At 60.0% G+C, this 15,895-nt stretch carries 13 protein-coding genes; 2 read left to right on the forward strand and 11 right to left on the reverse strand.

Annotated elements, in window-relative coordinates; all coding sequences use genetic code 11:
- Positions 1–33: 33 nt before the first annotated feature.
- From KCG88_RS25010 to KCG88_RS25055, 10 genes are all read right to left on the reverse strand, one after another.
- Positions 34–267, reverse strand: coding sequence for a hypothetical protein (locus KCG88_RS25010; RefSeq protein WP_011060267.1), 234 nt, complete (start codon positions 265–267; stop codon positions 34–36).
- A gap of 158 nt (positions 268–425) precedes the next feature.
- Positions 426–983 carry a LemA family protein gene (locus tag KCG88_RS25015; protein ID WP_210713343.1) on the reverse strand — a complete coding sequence of 186 codons (558 nt, stop codon included), beginning with the start codon at positions 981–983 and terminating at the stop codon, positions 426–428.
- Positions 984–986: 3 nt separating this feature from the next.
- A complete protein-coding gene (locus KCG88_RS25020; protein WP_210713344.1) occupies positions 987–2,003 on the reverse strand; it encodes a hypothetical protein in 1,017 nt (338 codons plus the stop codon).
- Positions 2,003–3,037, reverse strand: a complete 1,035-nt coding sequence (locus tag KCG88_RS25025; protein ID WP_210713345.1) for a hypothetical protein — start codon at positions 3,035–3,037, stop codon at positions 2,003–2,005. Before KCG88_RS25025 ends, KCG88_RS25020 begins: the two co-directional genes overlap by 1 nt.
- 50 nt (positions 3,038–3,087) lie before the next feature.
- Complete coding sequence (locus tag KCG88_RS25030) at positions 3,088–3,612, reverse strand: DUF6586 family protein (RefSeq protein ID WP_047336171.1); 525 nt, start codon at positions 3,610–3,612, stop codon at positions 3,088–3,090.
- 163 nt (positions 3,613–3,775) lie between these two features.
- Positions 3,776–6,388: a type I DNA topoisomerase gene (gene topA / locus KCG88_RS25035; RefSeq protein WP_011060262.1), complete on the reverse strand. Its 2,613-nt coding sequence runs from the start codon at positions 6,386–6,388 to the stop codon at positions 3,776–3,778.
- Positions 6,389–6,502: 114 nt separating this feature from the next.
- Entirely contained in the window at positions 6,503–6,739 is a 237-nt protein-coding gene (locus KCG88_RS25040) for a DUF1653 domain-containing protein (protein WP_019093731.1), read from the reverse strand.
- A gap of 98 nt (positions 6,740–6,837) precedes the next feature.
- On the reverse strand, positions 6,838–8,013 hold the full coding sequence (gene fadA / locus KCG88_RS25045) for an acetyl-CoA C-acyltransferase FadA (RefSeq protein WP_047284962.1): 1,176 nt from the start codon (positions 8,011–8,013) through the stop codon (positions 6,838–6,840).
- A gap of 28 nt (positions 8,014–8,041) precedes the next feature.
- Positions 8,042–10,189 (reverse strand): fatty acid oxidation complex subunit alpha FadB, encoded by a 2,148-nt coding sequence (gene fadB, locus KCG88_RS25050; RefSeq protein ID WP_210713346.1) that lies wholly within the window; start codon positions 10,187–10,189, stop codon positions 8,042–8,044.
- A gap of 555 nt (positions 10,190–10,744) precedes the next feature.
- Positions 10,745–11,182, reverse strand: a complete 438-nt coding sequence (locus KCG88_RS25055; protein ID WP_047284959.1) for a hypothetical protein — start codon at positions 11,180–11,182, stop codon at positions 10,745–10,747.
- 100 nt (positions 11,183–11,282) lie between these two features.
- Between KCG88_RS25055 and KCG88_RS25060 the strand changes: the two genes are divergently transcribed.
- Complete coding sequence (locus KCG88_RS25060; RefSeq protein ID WP_011060258.1) at positions 11,283–11,720, forward strand: universal stress protein; 438 nt, start codon at positions 11,283–11,285, stop codon at positions 11,718–11,720.
- 95 nt (positions 11,721–11,815) lie between these two features.
- Here the strand turns inward: KCG88_RS25060 and KCG88_RS25065 are convergent, their stop codons facing one another.
- Positions 11,816–13,735, reverse strand: coding sequence for an ATP-binding cassette domain-containing protein (locus KCG88_RS25065; RefSeq protein WP_015634808.1), 1,920 nt, complete (start codon positions 13,733–13,735; stop codon positions 11,816–11,818).
- 213 nt (positions 13,736–13,948) lie between these two features.
- On the opposite strand from KCG88_RS25065, the gene KCG88_RS25070 reads away from it, so the two are divergent.
- Positions 13,949–15,877 carry a transglycosylase SLT domain-containing protein gene (locus tag KCG88_RS25070; protein WP_047336168.1) on the forward strand — a complete coding sequence of 643 codons (1,929 nt, stop codon included), beginning with the start codon at positions 13,949–13,951 and terminating at the stop codon, positions 15,875–15,877.
- The last annotated feature ends 18 nt before the right edge of the window (positions 15,878–15,895 follow it).

Here is a 15,895-nt window from a genome sequence, read left to right on the forward strand (position 1 = left end):
GACGGATGACCGCAGAGAAACCGACAAACGGGCTTAGTGCAGAACCCGCGGGCCATCTTCCTTGTCAATTTCACCTTCAACCAGTCGACCGGCCATCTGTACGCCGACGCTCAACATGGCCTTGGCCACTTCCACGTGCTGACCTTGCAGAAAGGCTTTGGCATCCTCGGAGAAATCCAAAGTAACCAGAGAACCCTCGTCCTCAGCTCTGCGCAGCTCGATACGGCCGTCTGGCAACTCGACAATTTCTAGAAAGGACGTTGGCATAAAGGTCTGGTCTCCACGAAAGGGCGCGATTATATCAGTCATCGCCCCCGCCCCGCTCAGGATCTTGCAAGGGGGTCGTTACCCCTCAACAGGAATGACTTCCTGATCCTTGCAATCAACACCTAGCCACACCGCCCCCAAGCCCGTACCAGACCTCTTCAGAAATTCGGCTTGTATTCAAAACCCGCCGAGGCCTGGCTGTCGGAAAACGGCGTGATCAGCGACTTTTTCAGGACCAATCGATTGACCAGGGAGCCGGGAAACATCTGAATGGAATTGTTGAAGTGCTCCACATTCAGGTTGAACAGGGTAATCGCCCCACCAATATTGCCTTCCTGCTCGGCAACCTCGCGCATCAGGTTGCTCAACAACTCGACGGACTTGAGATCGGGATAGGCCTCGAACGCAAGATTCAAACCGCCCAGCAAAGCCTTGGTGCCCTGGTCTACCGACTTGAGCGCATCGCCGTCGGCTGTGGATGGCAAGCTACCAATGGCACTACGCAACCCAACGATCTTTTCCAGCAACTGGCTTTCATAGGCCTGGAAGCCAGCCACTTGCGGCTCCAGCATGTCCAGCACCTTGATCCTCTGGCGCTGGTAGGTCAGCACATCCGACCAGGCCCTCTGGGCACGGTTATGCGCACTGACAATCTTGTTGTAGTGCACATAGGCAAGAACGCCCAAGGCAATCGCGATGACCAGTAACAACTCCATACTCTACTGCTCCATTTCATCAGTGACCTTCAGCGGAAGATCGAAATTGTTGTCGTGCAGCTCCGCCAGCTCATGCACCAGGGCCAGCACCGGAAACAGGTTAGGCAACGGCAGGCCCTGCTCGATATTGGCGTAGAAGCTCGGCAGGTCGTCAAAGGTGCCCGGATCCTTGTAGACCATGACCTCGGCATCATCGAAGCTCAGACATAAATGGCCCTCGCTGGAGAATTCCAGATTCACCTTTTTCAGCCGCCGACGAAGTTCCAGCAAGAAAGCCAGGGTGGTGGGCGTTGCGAACTTCGCACAAGCCAGTTCGCTATCACCGGTGAAACTGAAGCTTCTGTTGAAGTCATCGGAAGTGGTCTCGAAGACTTTGCGCTTCTTGCTCTTTGTATTTGGCAGATCACTGCGCACCATCACCCCTCTGACCCAAGGAAAGTCCACCACCAGGCTGAAGCGATCGAAACTCTCATAGACCCGCTCGCTCTCGCCATCGGATTTGCGTTTGTAGTGGGAGTTCACATAACGCAGATGGTGGAAGACAAAGGACAATTGATGCCGCGGGCCCTGGTAGGTCCCCCTGGCTGAAGCCTCGATACGGCGGCTGTCATTGCCGCGATCATAGTCGTCGAACTCACTGCTCAGTTGCGCGAAACGCTCATCGGCGGTTCCGCCCGGATCCCAAAGGCCGTTACTGAGAAATGAACACTTACGGGCTATTTTCTGCGGTAACTCGTCCAACACGGCTTTACGGCCCATCCAGGTATACAAGGTGGCAAAACCCAGGCAGGCCGTCGCAAACCACATCAGCTCCACACCCGCCATGGCCGGGATCGCCGACACAACAGCCAATATCAACAGCAGCCAGGATTGGGCATGATCGAACTCCAACCCTCCCCTGAAGGACTGGAGCCTGGCGATGATCCTCAATAGATCCTCGTTGCTCTTGGCCCGCGCCACCTCTGCATTGCTAGTGGCCAACAACTGCACCAACTCGGCATCGTGCTTGAGAAACTGCATTACATTTCCTTGATCAAGTCGCCAGGCTGAGGAACATCGGGAACAGCAGCAAGCGCATGGCTGTCATGCAACTGCGCCAACCGATGCACCAGCTCCAGCAGTGAATACAGCTTGGGCAACTCGATACCCGCCTTGATCCGCTCGCGAAAGACCGCCAGGTCACTGAGCGAGCCCGGATCGGCATGGGCAATGATGTCCGCATTATCAAAGCTCAGACAGAGCCGCCCCTGACTGGAAAACTCCAGATTGACCCGGCAGAGGTGGCGTGAAAGCTCCATCAGGAGGTTCAGGGTTGCTGGACTGGCGAAGTGCTCGCAACAGGACTGATCATTACCGCGCAGTACAAAGACCTGGTCGAAATCGTCGCGACCGGTCTTGAACGGCTGCCCCGCCACTGACACTTCCAGGGGACTGGAGCGAACCGTAATCTCTGTCACCCACGGAAAATCCAGCACCAGACTGTAGCGGCTGTACGTGTCGTAGACAGTGCGATAGCTGCCACCGGCACCACGCTCTTGCCTGGAATTGACGTACTGCAGATGGTGATACTCGAACGTCAAGGACTGGCGAGGCCCCTGGTAGACACCCAGGAGCGAGTCCTGGATATGGCGTCGCTCATTACCCCGCTGGTAATCGCTGAACTCGTTGCTCAGCCTTTTCAGGCGCCAGTCGGCACTACTGTCGGATTCGCTCAAGCCATGATGAAACATTACGCACTTGCGCACGATGCTTGCCGCCAGATCAGTCAAAGAGCCAGAAACCCCTTTGCTGACGTAATAGCTAAAGCAACACAGGGCCAGAAACACCCAGAACATCCCGCCCATGCCGTCCATCAGCAGCGCGACAGCCAGGGAGGCAAACGCCAGGCCTAGAAGCGTTATTGCCTGCACATGATCGAATTCCAGACCGCCGGGGAATACCTCCAGCCTGTCGAGCACTTCCAGCAAGTCAGTATTGGACTGGGCACGAACCACTCGCACCCGGCAATCGTTCAGCAGGCGAAGCAGCGCCTGGTCACGCAAGAAGAACAACATGAATCTTCCTTGATCAAAGAGTCACGCCGCCAATCAAGCAGCGCTCAGGATCAACACTCGTTAAGGCCGTCCCTGAAGCGAATGGCCAGGGCCTTGAGGTTCTGCCGCCAACTTTCCAGCTCTTCCCGACTCAGTGCCTGCTCGGGCTCCTCTTCATCCAGATTGACCGCAACAATCAGAGGCTGGGTGACGTCACCCTTGGGTTTGTGCGGTGCCTGCGGCGGCTGAAACAGCTCACTGTAAGCAGACAGCAGTTGCGCCAGCCAGGTTTGCGGGCTGTGCGCCAATTCCACCAGCTCCGCCAGCTCGGGAATGGCAATGCTTTGCAGCACTTCACGGTTGAGGATCTGCTCGACCCGGGCCGCATTGGCCTGCGGCAGCCGATAGAACCCGGCAATTTCATGACACAGCCCCAGCAAGGCCCCGTACAAGTGGAACAGCACCGACTCGCGCCCCGCCTGGACCTGCGCCTGGGCATTCATGGCCCGCCCTTCCTCAGCGCGTGCCAGGGCTTCGAGCGACAGACCGGCAAAGTAAATTTTTTGATTGGTACGGGTATAGAGCTCGTGGGCCATATGGGCAGCCTCCACTGCGAAAAGAGAACCAGATGCAGACGGCACAGTTTCAGGGATCACTCCAGTTTGCCGCAAGCAAAAGAAAGGCCGCATGCCCCCTTGAAGGAGTCATGCGGCCCTGTTGGTCGCTACACCGAGAAACCAGTCTCGGCAGGCCTAGCACTTAGCGCTTGTCTTCGACCTTCCATTTACCGCCGTCATAGAAGGCACGCCAGCCGGTCGGCTTGCCGTCGACTTCGGTCTGCACGTACTGCTCCTTGGTCTTGCGGCTGTAGCGCACCACCGCAGGGCGGCCGTCCGGGTCCTTCTGCGGAGCTTCGCAGAGGAAGTGGTACTTGGGATCGATCTCATCCTTGTGCGGGATCAATTCCAGTACCAACGGTGCACGGGTCTCGCGGTTTTTCGGGAACTGACTGGCCGCCAGGAACAAGCCCGAAGCGCCATCGCGCAGGATGTAGGTGTCGTTGACCTTCTCGCACTTGAGCTCAGGCATCTTCACCGGGTCCATCTTCGGCGGCGCCGCGTCACCGCTCTTCAGCAGCTTGCGAGTGTTCTTGCAGGTCGGGTTGGTGCAACCGAAGAACTTGCCGAAACGGCCGGTCTTGAGCTGCATCTCGCTGCCACACTTATCGCACTCCAGGCTCGGGCCTTCATACCCCTTGATCCGGTAACTGCCCTCTTCGATCTCGTAGCCGGCGCAATCCGGGTTGTTGCCGCAGATGTGCAGCTTGCGCTTTTCGTCCAGCAGGTAGGCATCCATCGCCGTGCTGCAGATCGGGCAACGATGCTTGCCGCGCAGCACCAGGGATTCGGACTCGCCCTCGTCATCCGCGGCAATCTCGTCGCCCGGCACCAGGTTGACGGTGGCCTTGCAACGCTCCTTGGGTGGCAGGCTGTAGCCCGAGCAGCCGAGGAACACGCCGGTGGAGGCGGTACGGATCTGCATCGGCCGGCCGCAGGTCTGGCACGGGATATCGGTCATTACTGGCTGGTTGGCGCGCATGCCGCTTTCGGCGCCCTCGGCCACTTCGAGCTTCTTCTTGAAGTCGCCGTAGAATTCGTCGAGGACGTTCTTCCAGTCGCGCTCGCCCTGGGCCACGTCGTCGAGGTTCTCTTCCATGCCAGCGGTGAAGCCGTAGTCCATGAGGTTGGAGAAGCTCTCGGAAAGGCGCTCAGTGACGATATCGCCCATCTTTTCCGAATAGAAACGACGGTTGTGCAGGGTCACATAGCCGCGATCCTGGATGGTCGAAATGATTGCCGCATAGGTCGAAGGACGACCAATGCCACGCTTTTCCATTTCCTTCACCAGGCTGGCTTCGGAGTAACGCGCCGGTGGCTTGGTGAAATGCTGGCTCGGATCGAGCTTGATCAGCTTCAGCACTTCGCCCTGGGCCATTTCCGGCAGAACATCGTCATCGCCCGGCTTGGCCATCTGCGGCATGACCCGGGTGTAACCGTCGAACTTGAGGATGCGGCCCTTGGCACGCAGCTCGAAGTCGCCAGCGGCGACGCTGACGGTGGTGGACAGGTATTGCGCCGGCAGCATCTGGCAGGCGACGAACTGGCGCCAGATCAGCTCGTAGAGGCGCTCAGCGTCACGTTCCATGCCCGACAGCTTGCTTGGGTGGGTATTCACATCGGACGGACGAATCGCTTCGTGCGCCTCCTGAGCCCCTTCCTTGCTGCTGTAGACATTGGGCGAAGCCGGCAGGTACTTGTTGCCGAACTCGTCTTCGATATAGGTACGCGCCATCGCCACGGCATCGGCCGAGAGGTTGGTGGAGTCGGTACGCATATAGGTGATGTAGCCGGCTTCATACAGACGCTGGGCCATCATCATGGTCTTCTTCACGCCGAAGCCCAGGCGATTGCTCGCAGCCTGCTGCAGGGTGGAGGTGATGAACGGCGCCGACGGCTTGCTGCTGGTGGGCTTGTCTTCACGCTTGGCGACGCTGTAGGCCGAGGCCTTGAGCTTCTCCAGGGCGGCCATGGCCTGTGCTTCGTTGAGCGGCTTGAAGGCTTCACCGTTTTCACGGGCCACTTCAAAACGCACATTCGAGCCCTTGGCAGTGCCCAGGTCAGCGTGTACTTCCCAGTATTCTTCCGGGATGAAGGCACGAATCTCACGCTCGCGCTCCACCACCAGCTTCACCGCTACCGACTGCACGCGACCGGCAGACAGGCCACGGGCAATCTTCGCCCACAGCAGCGGCGAAACCATGTAGCCCACCACGCGATCGAGGAAGCGTCGCGCCTGCTGGGCATTGACCCGATCAATGTCCAGCTCGCCCGGCTGGGAGAAGGCTTCCTGGATTGCCTTCTTGGTGATTTCGTTGAACACCACGCGCTTGTAGCGGCTGTCATCACCGCCGATGGCTTCCCGCAGGTGCCAGGCAATGGCTTCCCCTTCGCGGTCCAAGTCCGTTGCGAGATAGATGGTGTCGGCATCCTTGGCAAGGCGGCGCAGCTCTTCGATGACCTTTTCCTTGCCAGGGAGGATTTCGTACTTGGCTTTCCAGCCGTGCTCTGGATCGACGCCCATGCGCGACACCAGCTGCTTGCGAGCCTTTTCCTTCGGCGACAGAGCCGGGGCTTCGCCCGCAGCGGCCTTGCCACGCTTGGCGGCTGGCTCCTTGGCGGCACTTGCCGAACCGCTGGTGGGCAGGTCTCGGATATGGCCGATACTCGACTTCACCACGTATTGGTTACCCAAGTACTTGTTGATGGTCTTGGCCTTAGCCGGGGATTCCACAATGACCAGCGATTTGCCCATGGATCAGAAAATTCCTGAATTCGAGAAGTGAAAGGCGGTTGGCGCCTGACGCGGCACCGCTATATATAGTGGCAACAGGGTGAGGTCAAGCGCAGGGTACTGCGCGACCTGTACTCATGCCGGTGAAAAAAGACTGGGTTCGGCCTGCACCAAAGCAAAGCGCGGGACCTGTTCGCCGTCAACTTCGACCGACTCCAGGAACATGCTCAAGGGTCGCACCCAAAAGCCGTAATCCCCATACAGGGCTTGGTAGAACACCACTTCTTCTTCCGTTTCCGAGTGCCGCGCCACGCTGAAAACGCGATACTGCGGCCCCTTGTAATGCTGATAGAGCCCGGGTTGTAACTGCATGCTCTGGCCCTCGTGCAATTTTTTCAAAATAAAGACAAACAAATCTTCAGAAAAACAAAAACCGGGGCACTGGGCCCCGGCTTCCATCAACCCAACGCTTAAACGCGTTCGAAGACGGTCGAGATACCCTGGCCAAGGCCGATGCACATGGTGGACACCCCGAAGGTGCCGCCATTCTGCTTCATGACGTTGAGCAGGGTCCCGGAGATACGTGCACCGGAGCAACCGAACGGGTGACCCAGGGCGATCGCGCCGCCGTGCAGGTTAACCTTCTCGTTCATCTTGTCGAGCACTTTCAGATCTTTCAGCACTGGCAGGGCCTGTGCAGCGAAAGCTTCGTTGAGCTCGAAGAAGTCGATATCGTTGATGCCCAGGCCCGCGCGCTTCAGGGCTTTCTGCGTGGCCGGTACTGGACCATAGCCCATGATGGCCGGATCCACACCTGCAACAGCCATCGAACGAATCACCGCCATCGGCTGGATACCCAGATCCTGGGCACGCTGGGCCGACATCACGATCATGCACGAGGCACCGTCGGTGATCTGCGACGAAGTACCGGCAGTCACGGTACCACCTTTAGGGTTGAACGCCGGCTTCAGGGCCGCCAGGCTCTCCAGGGTGGTCTCGGGACGGATGGTTTCGTCGTAGTCGAACAGCTTCAGGAAACCATTCTCGTCGTAACCCTGCATCGGGATGATTTCATCCTTGAACTTGCCTTCCACAGTCGCCTTGTGGGCGAGCTGGTGGGAGCGCACGCCAAAGGCGTCCTGCTGCTCACGGGTGATGCCGTGCATCTTGCCCAGCATCTCGGCGGTCAGGCCCATCATGCCGGAGGCTTTGGCTGCATACAGGGACATGTGCGGGTTCGGATCGACACCGTGCATCATGCTCACGTGGCCCATGTGCTCGACGCCACCGACCACGAACACGTCACCGTTGCCGGTCATGATCGCTTGCGCGGCAGTGTGCAAAGCACTCATGGACGAGCCACACAGGCGGCTGACGGTCTGGCCGGCCGAAGTGTGCGGGATCTGGGTCATCAGCGACGCCATGCGCGCGATGTTCCAGCCCTGCTCCAGGGTCTGGTTGACGCAGCCCCAGATCACGTCCTCGACTTCCGCCGGGTCGACCTTGGTGTTGCGCTCCAGCAGTTTGCTGATCAGGTGCGCCGACATGTCTTCGGCGCGGGTGTTGCGGTGCATGCCGCCCTTGGAGCGGCCCATCGGAGTACGACCGAAGTCGACAATCACGACGTCTCTAGGATTCAAGCTCATATGTTCACTCTCGCTCTAGTGTGGGCGCTTAACCGAAGAAGCTCTGGCCGTTCTTGGCCATTTCACGCAGCTTCGCGGTCGGGTGGTACAGCGCGCCCAGATCGGCGTACTGGTCGGCCAGGGCAACGAACTCGGCAACACCGATGGAATCGATGTAGCGCAGCGCACCGCCACGGAATGGAGGGAAACCAATACCGTAGACTAGGCCCATGTCAGCTTCGGCAGCGGTTTCAACGATGCCATCTTCCAGGCAACGAACGGTTTCCAGGCACAACGGGATCATCATCCAGTTGATGATGTCTTCGTCGGTGACTTCACGCTGCTCGTAGACAATCGGCTTGAGCACTTCCAGCACCGACGGATCGGCCACCTTCTTCTGCTTGCCCTTCTTGTCGGTTTCGTAGGCGTAGAAGCCCTTGCCGTTCTTCTGGCCCAGGCGCTTGGCTTCGTAGAGCACGTCCACGGCCGAGCGGCGATCGTCCTTCATGCGATCCGGGAAGCCTTCGGCCATGACATCGCGACCGTGGTGGCCGGTGTCGATGCCGACCACGTCCATCAGGTACGCCGGGCCCATTGGCCAGCCGAATTTCTCCATGATCTTGTCGATGCGTACGAAGTCCACACCGGCGCTGACCAGCTTGGCGAAACCGCCGAAGTACGGGAACAGCACGCGGTTGACCAAAAAGCCCGGGCAGTCATTGACCACGATCGGGTTCTTGCCCATTTTCTTGGCGTAGGCAACGGTGGTGGCAACGGCCAGCTCGCTGGACTTCTCGCCACGGATCACTTCCACCAGCGGCATCATGTGCACCGGGTTGAAGAAGTGCATGCCGACGAAGTTTTCCGGACGCTTGAGGGCCTTGGCCAGCAGGCTGATGGAAATGGTCGAGGTGTTGGACGCCAGGATGGTGTCCTCCTTGACCTGGCCTTCCACTTCAGCCAGCACGATCTGCTTGACCTTGGGGTTCTCGACCACGGCTTCAACCACCAGGTCGACGTTGCCGAAGTCACCGTAGGACAGGGTCGGACGAATACCGTTGAGCACTTCGGCCATCTTCGCGGCGGTCATGCGGCCTTTGTCAACGCGGCCCACCAGCAGTTTCGCGGCTTCCGCCAGACCCTGCTCGATGCCGTGTTCGTTGATGTCCTTCATCAGGATCGGCGTGCCTTTGGAGGCCGACTGATAGGCGATGCCGCCACCCATGATACCGGCGCCGAGTACGGCGGCCTGCTTCACGTCCTTGGCGATTTCGTCGTAGGCCTTGGCCTTTTTCTTCAGTTCCTGATCGTTCAGGAACAGACCGATCAGGCTTTGCGCAGCAGAGGTCTTGGCCAGCTTGACGAAGCCGGCGGCCTCTACTTCCAAGGCTTTGTCGCGGCCAAAGTTGGCGGCTTTCTGAATGGTCTTGATCGCTTCGACCGGTGCCGGGTAGTTCGGGCCAGCCTGGCCGGCCACGAAACCTTTGGCGGTTTCGAAAGCCATCATCTGCTCAATGGCGTTGAGCTTGAGCTTTTCCAGCTTCGGCTGGCGCTTGGCCTTGTAGTCGAACTCGCCGGAAATGGCGCGCTTGATCAGGGCCAGAGCGGCGTCCTTGAGTTTGTCAGGAGTAACCACAGCGTCGACGGCGCCGACTTTCAGAGCGTCTTCAGCACGGTTTTCCTTGCCGGCGGCAATCCACTCGATGGCGTTGTCGGCACCGATCAGGCGCGGCAGGCGCACGGTACCGCCGAAGCCCGGGTAGATGCCCAGCTTGACTTCCGGCAGGCCGATCTTGGCACTGGCAGCCATGACGCGGTAGTCCGCCGCCAGGCACATTTCCAGGCCGCCGCCCAAGGCGATGCCATTGATCGCGGCAACGGTAGGCACGTTGAGGTCTTCGAAATCGCTGAAGATCTTGTTGGCTTCGAGGTTGCCTGCCACCAGCTCGGCATCCGGCAGCTTGAAGTTGTCGACAAACTCGGTGATGTCGGCGCCGACGATGAACACGTCCTTGCCGCTGCTGACGATCACGCCCTTGATCGAAGCATCTGCCTTGATGGTGTCAACAGCCTGACGCAATTCATTCAGGGTTAGACGGTTGAACTTGTTGACGGACTCACCCTTGAGGTCGAAATTCAATTCGACGATGCCACTTTCAAGAGCCTTAACCGTGATGGCTTTACCTTCGTAAATCATCAACTGATCTCCACGATATGGAAGCTGAACAGTACACGTCGGACGCTGACTTCTGACATGGCACTAACGTCACCGTCGATGCTAACGCCAATCCGCCAGGCACACCCGCCAACGCGATAGTCGGGATTCTGTATAGAGCCGCCTGCGATGCAAACGCTCATTTCATACGCCCGTTTGATTTGGGTACGCCACATTCAGGGAAAATCCAGCAATTGTCAATCGTCCAAAATGCTGTTTGAAACGCGACTTTGCGGTCACTCCATTGCTCCCTGGACGATCAACACGCCCCTGCATTCATAACCATTCATAGGATCTATATTTAGAAAATGCGCCCTAAATCTCCCACTGAATGGGAGAAAGAGCGACTACGCTAGGAAAATATCTGAAGAAGCCGCACAGTTTGTGCGACAGGCGCGCCGCCCCATTCTGCAAGAGGCCACCCCGGGTGGCAGCCACGAGATTACCGGCCTGCCTGGCCATCCCCGCCCGATACTGATATCGGGCTTTTTATTGCCGGCTGCCCGCGATTGCCGCGCGCACCTTCCCCTGGATGACTCAGGCCAACGCCTTGAGCACCGAGGCAATATCCTGCAAAACACTGACCTCGCCGCGCTCGTTCCAGTACAGAGCGATCATCTGCTTGTCCGCCTCGACCTTGAACACCCCCGCCGGCAAGGCCAGGAAGTGCTTGAGCAGAGGCTCATCGACACAGGGCTCGCGCCACTGATTGACCCAGTTGCCCGGCGCGATCTGCCAATAACTCCAACACACAGGCTGCCCGCTGCGCCGTGGCCGGTGATACTGCGGGCAAGGGTTGGGCGGCTCCTGGCCCAGCCAATGCGGCCATTCCTGAGGGGCCAGTTGCATGGCCAGGCCCATGCGTCGCGCCTCCATGCGCAAGGCAATCAACCCGCTCTGGCGACGAGAAGGTCGCAACCACGCCAGCGGACTGAGAACTACCGCAAGGATTGACACCACTATCCAGACCGTCATATCTGTACTCTCGATTTTTGATGAGCGGGACCTGGGTCAAACCAACCCGCTTGAAACCAGCCATACTTGAAGCTATTGCAATCCTCAGGAGGAGCACCTCATGCCCTACCACCATATTCTGGTCGCCGTAGATCTAACCGAAGAGTGCGATCCTGTTATCCACCGTGCTCGCGAGCTGTCGGTGAGCAATGGAGCCAAGCTGTCCCTGGTGCACATTGTCGAACCCATGGCCATGGCCTTCGGGGGCGACGTCCCCATGGATCTTTCGCAGTTGCAGCAGCAACAGTTCGACCAGGCCCGGGAGCGTCTTGATCGGCTGATCAACAAGTACCCGGAGCTGACCAAGGAATACAGCCACCTGACCTACGGCCAGCCGCGCCAGGAAATCCATCACCTGGCCAAGGAGCAGGAATGCGACTTGATCGTGGTCGGCAGCCACGGCCGACATGGCCTGGCCCTGCTGCTGGGCTCCACAGCCAATGACGTCCTGCACGGCGCGCCTTGCGACGTGCTGGCCGTACACCTGGTCAAACGCTGAACCCGCCCCGAGGGTTGCCGGCTCCCAAAAGCTGGCAAGCGCACTGAAAAAAAGCCCGACTCTGCAGTCGGGCTTTTTTATCAGCAGCCGGTCACTCAGGCATCCAGCTCGGCCCAGCGTTCGACCATCTGCTCCAGTTCGGCATTCAGTTGCTCAAGGCGGGCAATGACCGCTGCAGTTTCCGCCGCCGGGCGCTGATAGAAACCAGCGTCGGCCATTTCCGCCTCGACGCCGGCAATCTGCTGCTCCATGGCATCGATCTGGCCCGGCAAGGCCTCAAGCTCGCGCTGCAATTTGTAGCTGAGCTTCTTTTTCGCCGCCGGCGCTTCCTGGACAGGAGCCGGAGCCGCTTGTACCGGCGCCACCACTGCAGAATTCAGCTCGGCCTTGCCGGACTTGTTCTCGGTCACTCCCAGCAACCGCGGCGAACCGCCCTGGCGCAACCAGTCCTGGTAGCCGCCGACGTACTCGCGCACCTTGCCTTCGCCTTCGAAGACCAGGGTGCTGGTCACCACGTTGTCGAGGAATGCCCGGTCGTGGCTGACCATCAGCACAGTGCCCTGGAAGGTCAGCAGTACCTCTTCCAGCAGTTCGAGGGTTTCCACATCCAGGTCGTTGGTCGGTTCATCGAGCACCAGCAGGTTGGCCGGTTTGCTGAACAGCTTGGCCAGCAGCAACCGCGCACGCTCACCGCCAGACAACGCCTTGACCGGCGTGCGAGCACGCTGCGGGCTGAACAGGAAATCGCCGAGGTAGCTCAGCACGTGGCGGCTCTGGCCATCGATCTCGATGAAGTCGCGACCTTCGGCGACGTTGTCGATCACGGTCTTTTCCAGATCCAGCTGATGGCGTAACTGGTCGAAGTAAGCCACGTCGATCCGCGTGCCCTCTTCCACCTTGCCGCTGCTGGGCACCAGGCCACCGAGCATCAGCTTGAGCAGCGTGGTCTTGCCGGTACCGTTGGCGCCCAAGAGGCCGATGCGGTCGCCGCGCTGCAGGACCATGGAGAAGTCCTTGACCAGGAACGGACCGTCCGGGTGAGCGAAGCTGACGTTTTCCAGCACCATCACCTGCTTGCCGGACTTGTCTGCGGTTTCCAGCTGGATATTGGCCTTGCCGGTACGCTCGCGACGTTCGCTGCGCTCGACACGCAGCGCCTTGAGGGCGCGCACGCGGCCTTCGTTGCGGGTGCGCCGGGCCTTGATGCCCTGGCGAATCCAGACTTCCTCCTGGGCCAAGCGCTTGTCGAACAGCGCGTTGGCGGTTTCTTCCGCCGCCAGCATGGCTTCCTTGTGCACCAGGAAGCTGGCGTAGTCGCCGTTCCAGTCGATCAGGCCGCCGCGGTCCAGTTCGAGGATGCGGGTGGCCAGGTTCTGCAGGAAGGAACGGTCGTGGGTAATAAAGAGGACCGCACCCTGGAAATCCTTCAGCGCCTCTTCCAGCCAGGCGATGGCACCGATATCCAGGTGGTTGGTGGGCTCGTCGAGCAGCAGCAGGTCCGGCTCCGACACCAGGGCCTGGGCCAGCAGCACGCGACGACGCCAGCCACCGGACAACTCGGCGAGGGTCTTGTCGGCCGGCAGTTGCAGGCGGCTCAGGGTGCTGTCCACCAGTTGCTGCAGGCGCCAGCCGTCACGGGCTTCGAGGTCGTGCTGGACGTGCATCAGTTTTTCCAGATCGGCGTCGGTGACGATGTTCTGGCTCAGGTGGTGGTACTGGGCCAGCAACTCGCCGACACCGTCCAGGCCCTGGGCGACCACGTCGAACACGGTCCGCTCGTCGGCCACCGGCAATTCCTGGGGCAATTCGCCGATCTTCAGACCGGGTGCGCGCCATACGGAGCCGTCGTCGGGCTTCTGATCGCCCTTGACCAGCTTCATCATGCTGGATTTGCCAGTACCGTTACGGCCGATGATGCACACCCGCTCACCACGGGCGATCTGCCAGGACACCTTGTCCAACAACGGCATGGCGCCGAAAGCAAGGGACACATCGCTGAATTTGAGCAGGGTCATGTTCTTCTCCAAAAACCGGGCGCGCATTCTACCTGAGTTGAGCCCGCAGAAGGCCGGGTATTTCGCCCACGAAGGCGCTCGCAACACATTTGTTGCCAACTGATGCCAGCAGGCCGGCAAAGCTTTCACCGGTTGCTGGCAAAAGGCTAAGCTAGTGAGCAATCAGTGTTGGCCCTGTCGGCACTTGTCATGATTTCTCTGCCCGGATGTCTCATGCGCAGTCGCCTTTTCAGTGTTTTATCTTGCCTGCTTCTTTCCGCCTCGGCCGTCCACTGCGCCCAGGCGGCAGACCTGACTCTACAGCGCCAGTACTACGATGAAGCCAAGCGCGCCCTGGCCAAAGGCGATTCCGGCCCCTATTTTCGTTATGCCGATGCGCTGCGCGACTATCCGCTGGAGCCCTACCTGGCCTACGACGAGCTCACGGCCCGGCTGAAATCCGCCAGCAATTCCGAGATCGAGAAGTTCCTTGCCGAACATGGCGACCTGCCCCAGGCCAACTGGATGAAACTGCGCTGGTTGCGCTGGCTGGCCGAACGCGGCGACTGGGCGACCTTCACCAAGTACTACGATCCGAAACTCAACTTCACCGAACTGGACTGCCTCAATGGCCAGTACCAGCTGGGGCACAACCTCAAGGCCGAAGGCTACGCCGCCACCGAGAAGCTCTGGCTGACCGGCAAATCCCAACCTGCTGCCTGCGACGCGCTGTTCGCCCAGTGGGCCGCCGAAGGCCAGTTGACCGAACAGAAGCGCTGGCAGCGAGCCAAACTGGCCGCCGAGGCCCGCAACTACCCCCTGGCCAACAGCCTGGTAAAGAGCATGACCACCCTGGCGCCCCAGGGCCGCCTGCTGGTGGACGTGGCGCAAAAACCCGAACTGCTGAGCCAGCCCTCGCGCTTCCAGCCTGCCGATGAAGCCATGTCCGACGTGGTTGGCCTCGGCCTGCGCCGCCTGGCGCGCCAGGATCCGGACAAGGCCATGGCCCTGCTGGATGGCTATGCCAGCAGCATGCACTTTTCCCGTGACGAAAAAGTGGCCATTGCCCGCGAGATCGGCCTGACCCTGGCACGGCGCTTCGACAGCCGCGCTCTGGACGTGATGACCAAGTACGATCCCGAGCTGCGGGACAACACCGTCTCCGAATGGCGCCTGCGCCTGCTGCTGCGCCTGGCGCGCTGGGAAGACGCCTACCAGCTGACCCGCAAGCTGCCCCAGGACCTGGCCACCACCAACCGCTGGCGCTACTGGCAGGCCCGTAGCCTGGAACTGGCCGAACCGAAGAACCCTCAGGCCCAGGTATTGTTCAAGGGCCTGGCGCGGGAGCGGGATTTCTATGGCTTCCTTGCCGCCGATCACGCCAAGGCGCCCTACCAGCTCAACAACCAGCCGCTGATGCTCAGCCAGGCCGTGATCAACAAGGTACGCAACACCCCAGGCGTGCGCCGCGCCCTGGAGCTGCATGCCCGCGGGCAGATCGTCGACGGCCGCCGCGAGTGGTACCACGTCAGCCGGCATTTCAACCGCGACGAAATGGTTGCCCAGGCCAAGCTGGCCTACGACCTGAAATGGTACTTCCCGGCCATTCGCACCATCAGCCAGGCCCAGTACTGGGATGACCTGGACATCCGCTTCCCCATGGCCCACCGCGACACCTTGGTACGCGAAGCCAAGGTTCGCGGCCTGCATTCCAGCTGGGTGTTCGCCATTACCCGCCAGGAAAGCGCCTTCATGGACGACGCCCGTTCCGGCGTCGGCGCCAGCGGCCTGATGCAACTGATGCCCGGTACCGCCAAGGAAACCGCGCGCAAATTCAGCATTCCCCTGGCCTCGCCCCAGCAAGTGCTGGACCCGGACAAGAACATCCAGTTGGGCGCCGCCTACCTGAGCCAGGTCCACAGCCAGTTCAACGGCAACCGGGTACTGGCTTCCGCCGCCTACAACGCCGGCCCCGGGCGGGTGCGCCAGTGGCTCAAGGGGGCCGACCACCTGAGTTTCGATGTCTGGGTCGAAAGCATTCCTTTCGACGAAACCCGCCAGTACGTGCAGAACGTACTGTCCTACTCGGTGATCTACGGCCAGAAGCTCAATTCGCCGCAGCCCCTGGTGGACTGGCACGAACGCTACTTCGACGATCAGTAAGCGCCGGCCCACAACAAA

The sequence above is a fragment of the Pseudomonas sp. MWU349 genome (assembly GCF_017947325.1).
Classification (GTDB): Bacteria; Pseudomonadota; Gammaproteobacteria; order Pseudomonadales; family Pseudomonadaceae; genus Aquipseudomonas; species Aquipseudomonas protegens.

Coding starts and splice junctions, on each gene's coding strand:
- KCG88_RS25020 (WP_210713344.1), bottom strand. CDS start 2,003: ATGCAGTTTCTCAAGCACGATGCCGAGTTGGTGCAGTTGTTGGCCACT.
- topA (WP_011060262.1), bottom strand. CDS start 6,388: ATGGGCAAATCGCTGGTCATTGTGGAATCCCCGGCTAAGGCCAAGACC.
- KCG88_RS25015 (WP_210713343.1), bottom strand. CDS start 983: ATGGAGTTGTTACTGGTCATCGCGATTGCCTTGGGCGTTCTTGCCTAT.
- KCG88_RS25060 (WP_011060258.1), top strand. CDS start 11,283: ATGCCCTACCACCATATTCTGGTCGCCGTAGATCTAACCGAAGAGTGC.
- KCG88_RS25025 (WP_210713345.1), bottom strand. CDS start 3,037: ATGTTGTTCTTCTTGCGTGACCAGGCGCTGCTTCGCCTGCTGAACGAT.
- KCG88_RS25065 (WP_015634808.1), bottom strand. CDS start 13,735: ATGACCCTGCTCAAATTCAGCGATGTGTCCCTTGCTTTCGGCGCCATG.
- KCG88_RS25030 (WP_047336171.1), bottom strand. CDS start 3,612: ATGGCCCACGAGCTCTATACCCGTACCAATCAAAAAATTTACTTTGCC.
- fadB (WP_210713346.1), bottom strand. CDS start 10,189: ATGATTTACGAAGGTAAAGCCATCACGGTTAAGGCTCTTGAAAGTGGC.
- KCG88_RS25040 (WP_019093731.1), bottom strand. CDS start 6,739: ATGCAGTTACAACCCGGGCTCTATCAGCATTACAAGGGGCCGCAGTAT.
- KCG88_RS25055 (WP_047284959.1), bottom strand. CDS start 11,182: ATGACGGTCTGGATAGTGGTGTCAATCCTTGCGGTAGTTCTCAGTCCG.
- KCG88_RS25010 (WP_011060267.1), bottom strand. CDS start 267: ATGCCAACGTCCTTTCTAGAAATTGTCGAGTTGCCAGACGGCCGTATC.
- fadA (WP_047284962.1), bottom strand. CDS start 8,013: ATGAGCTTGAATCCTAGAGACGTCGTGATTGTCGACTTCGGTCGTACT.
- KCG88_RS25070 (WP_047336168.1), top strand. CDS start 13,949: ATGCGCAGTCGCCTTTTCAGTGTTTTATCTTGCCTGCTTCTTTCCGCC.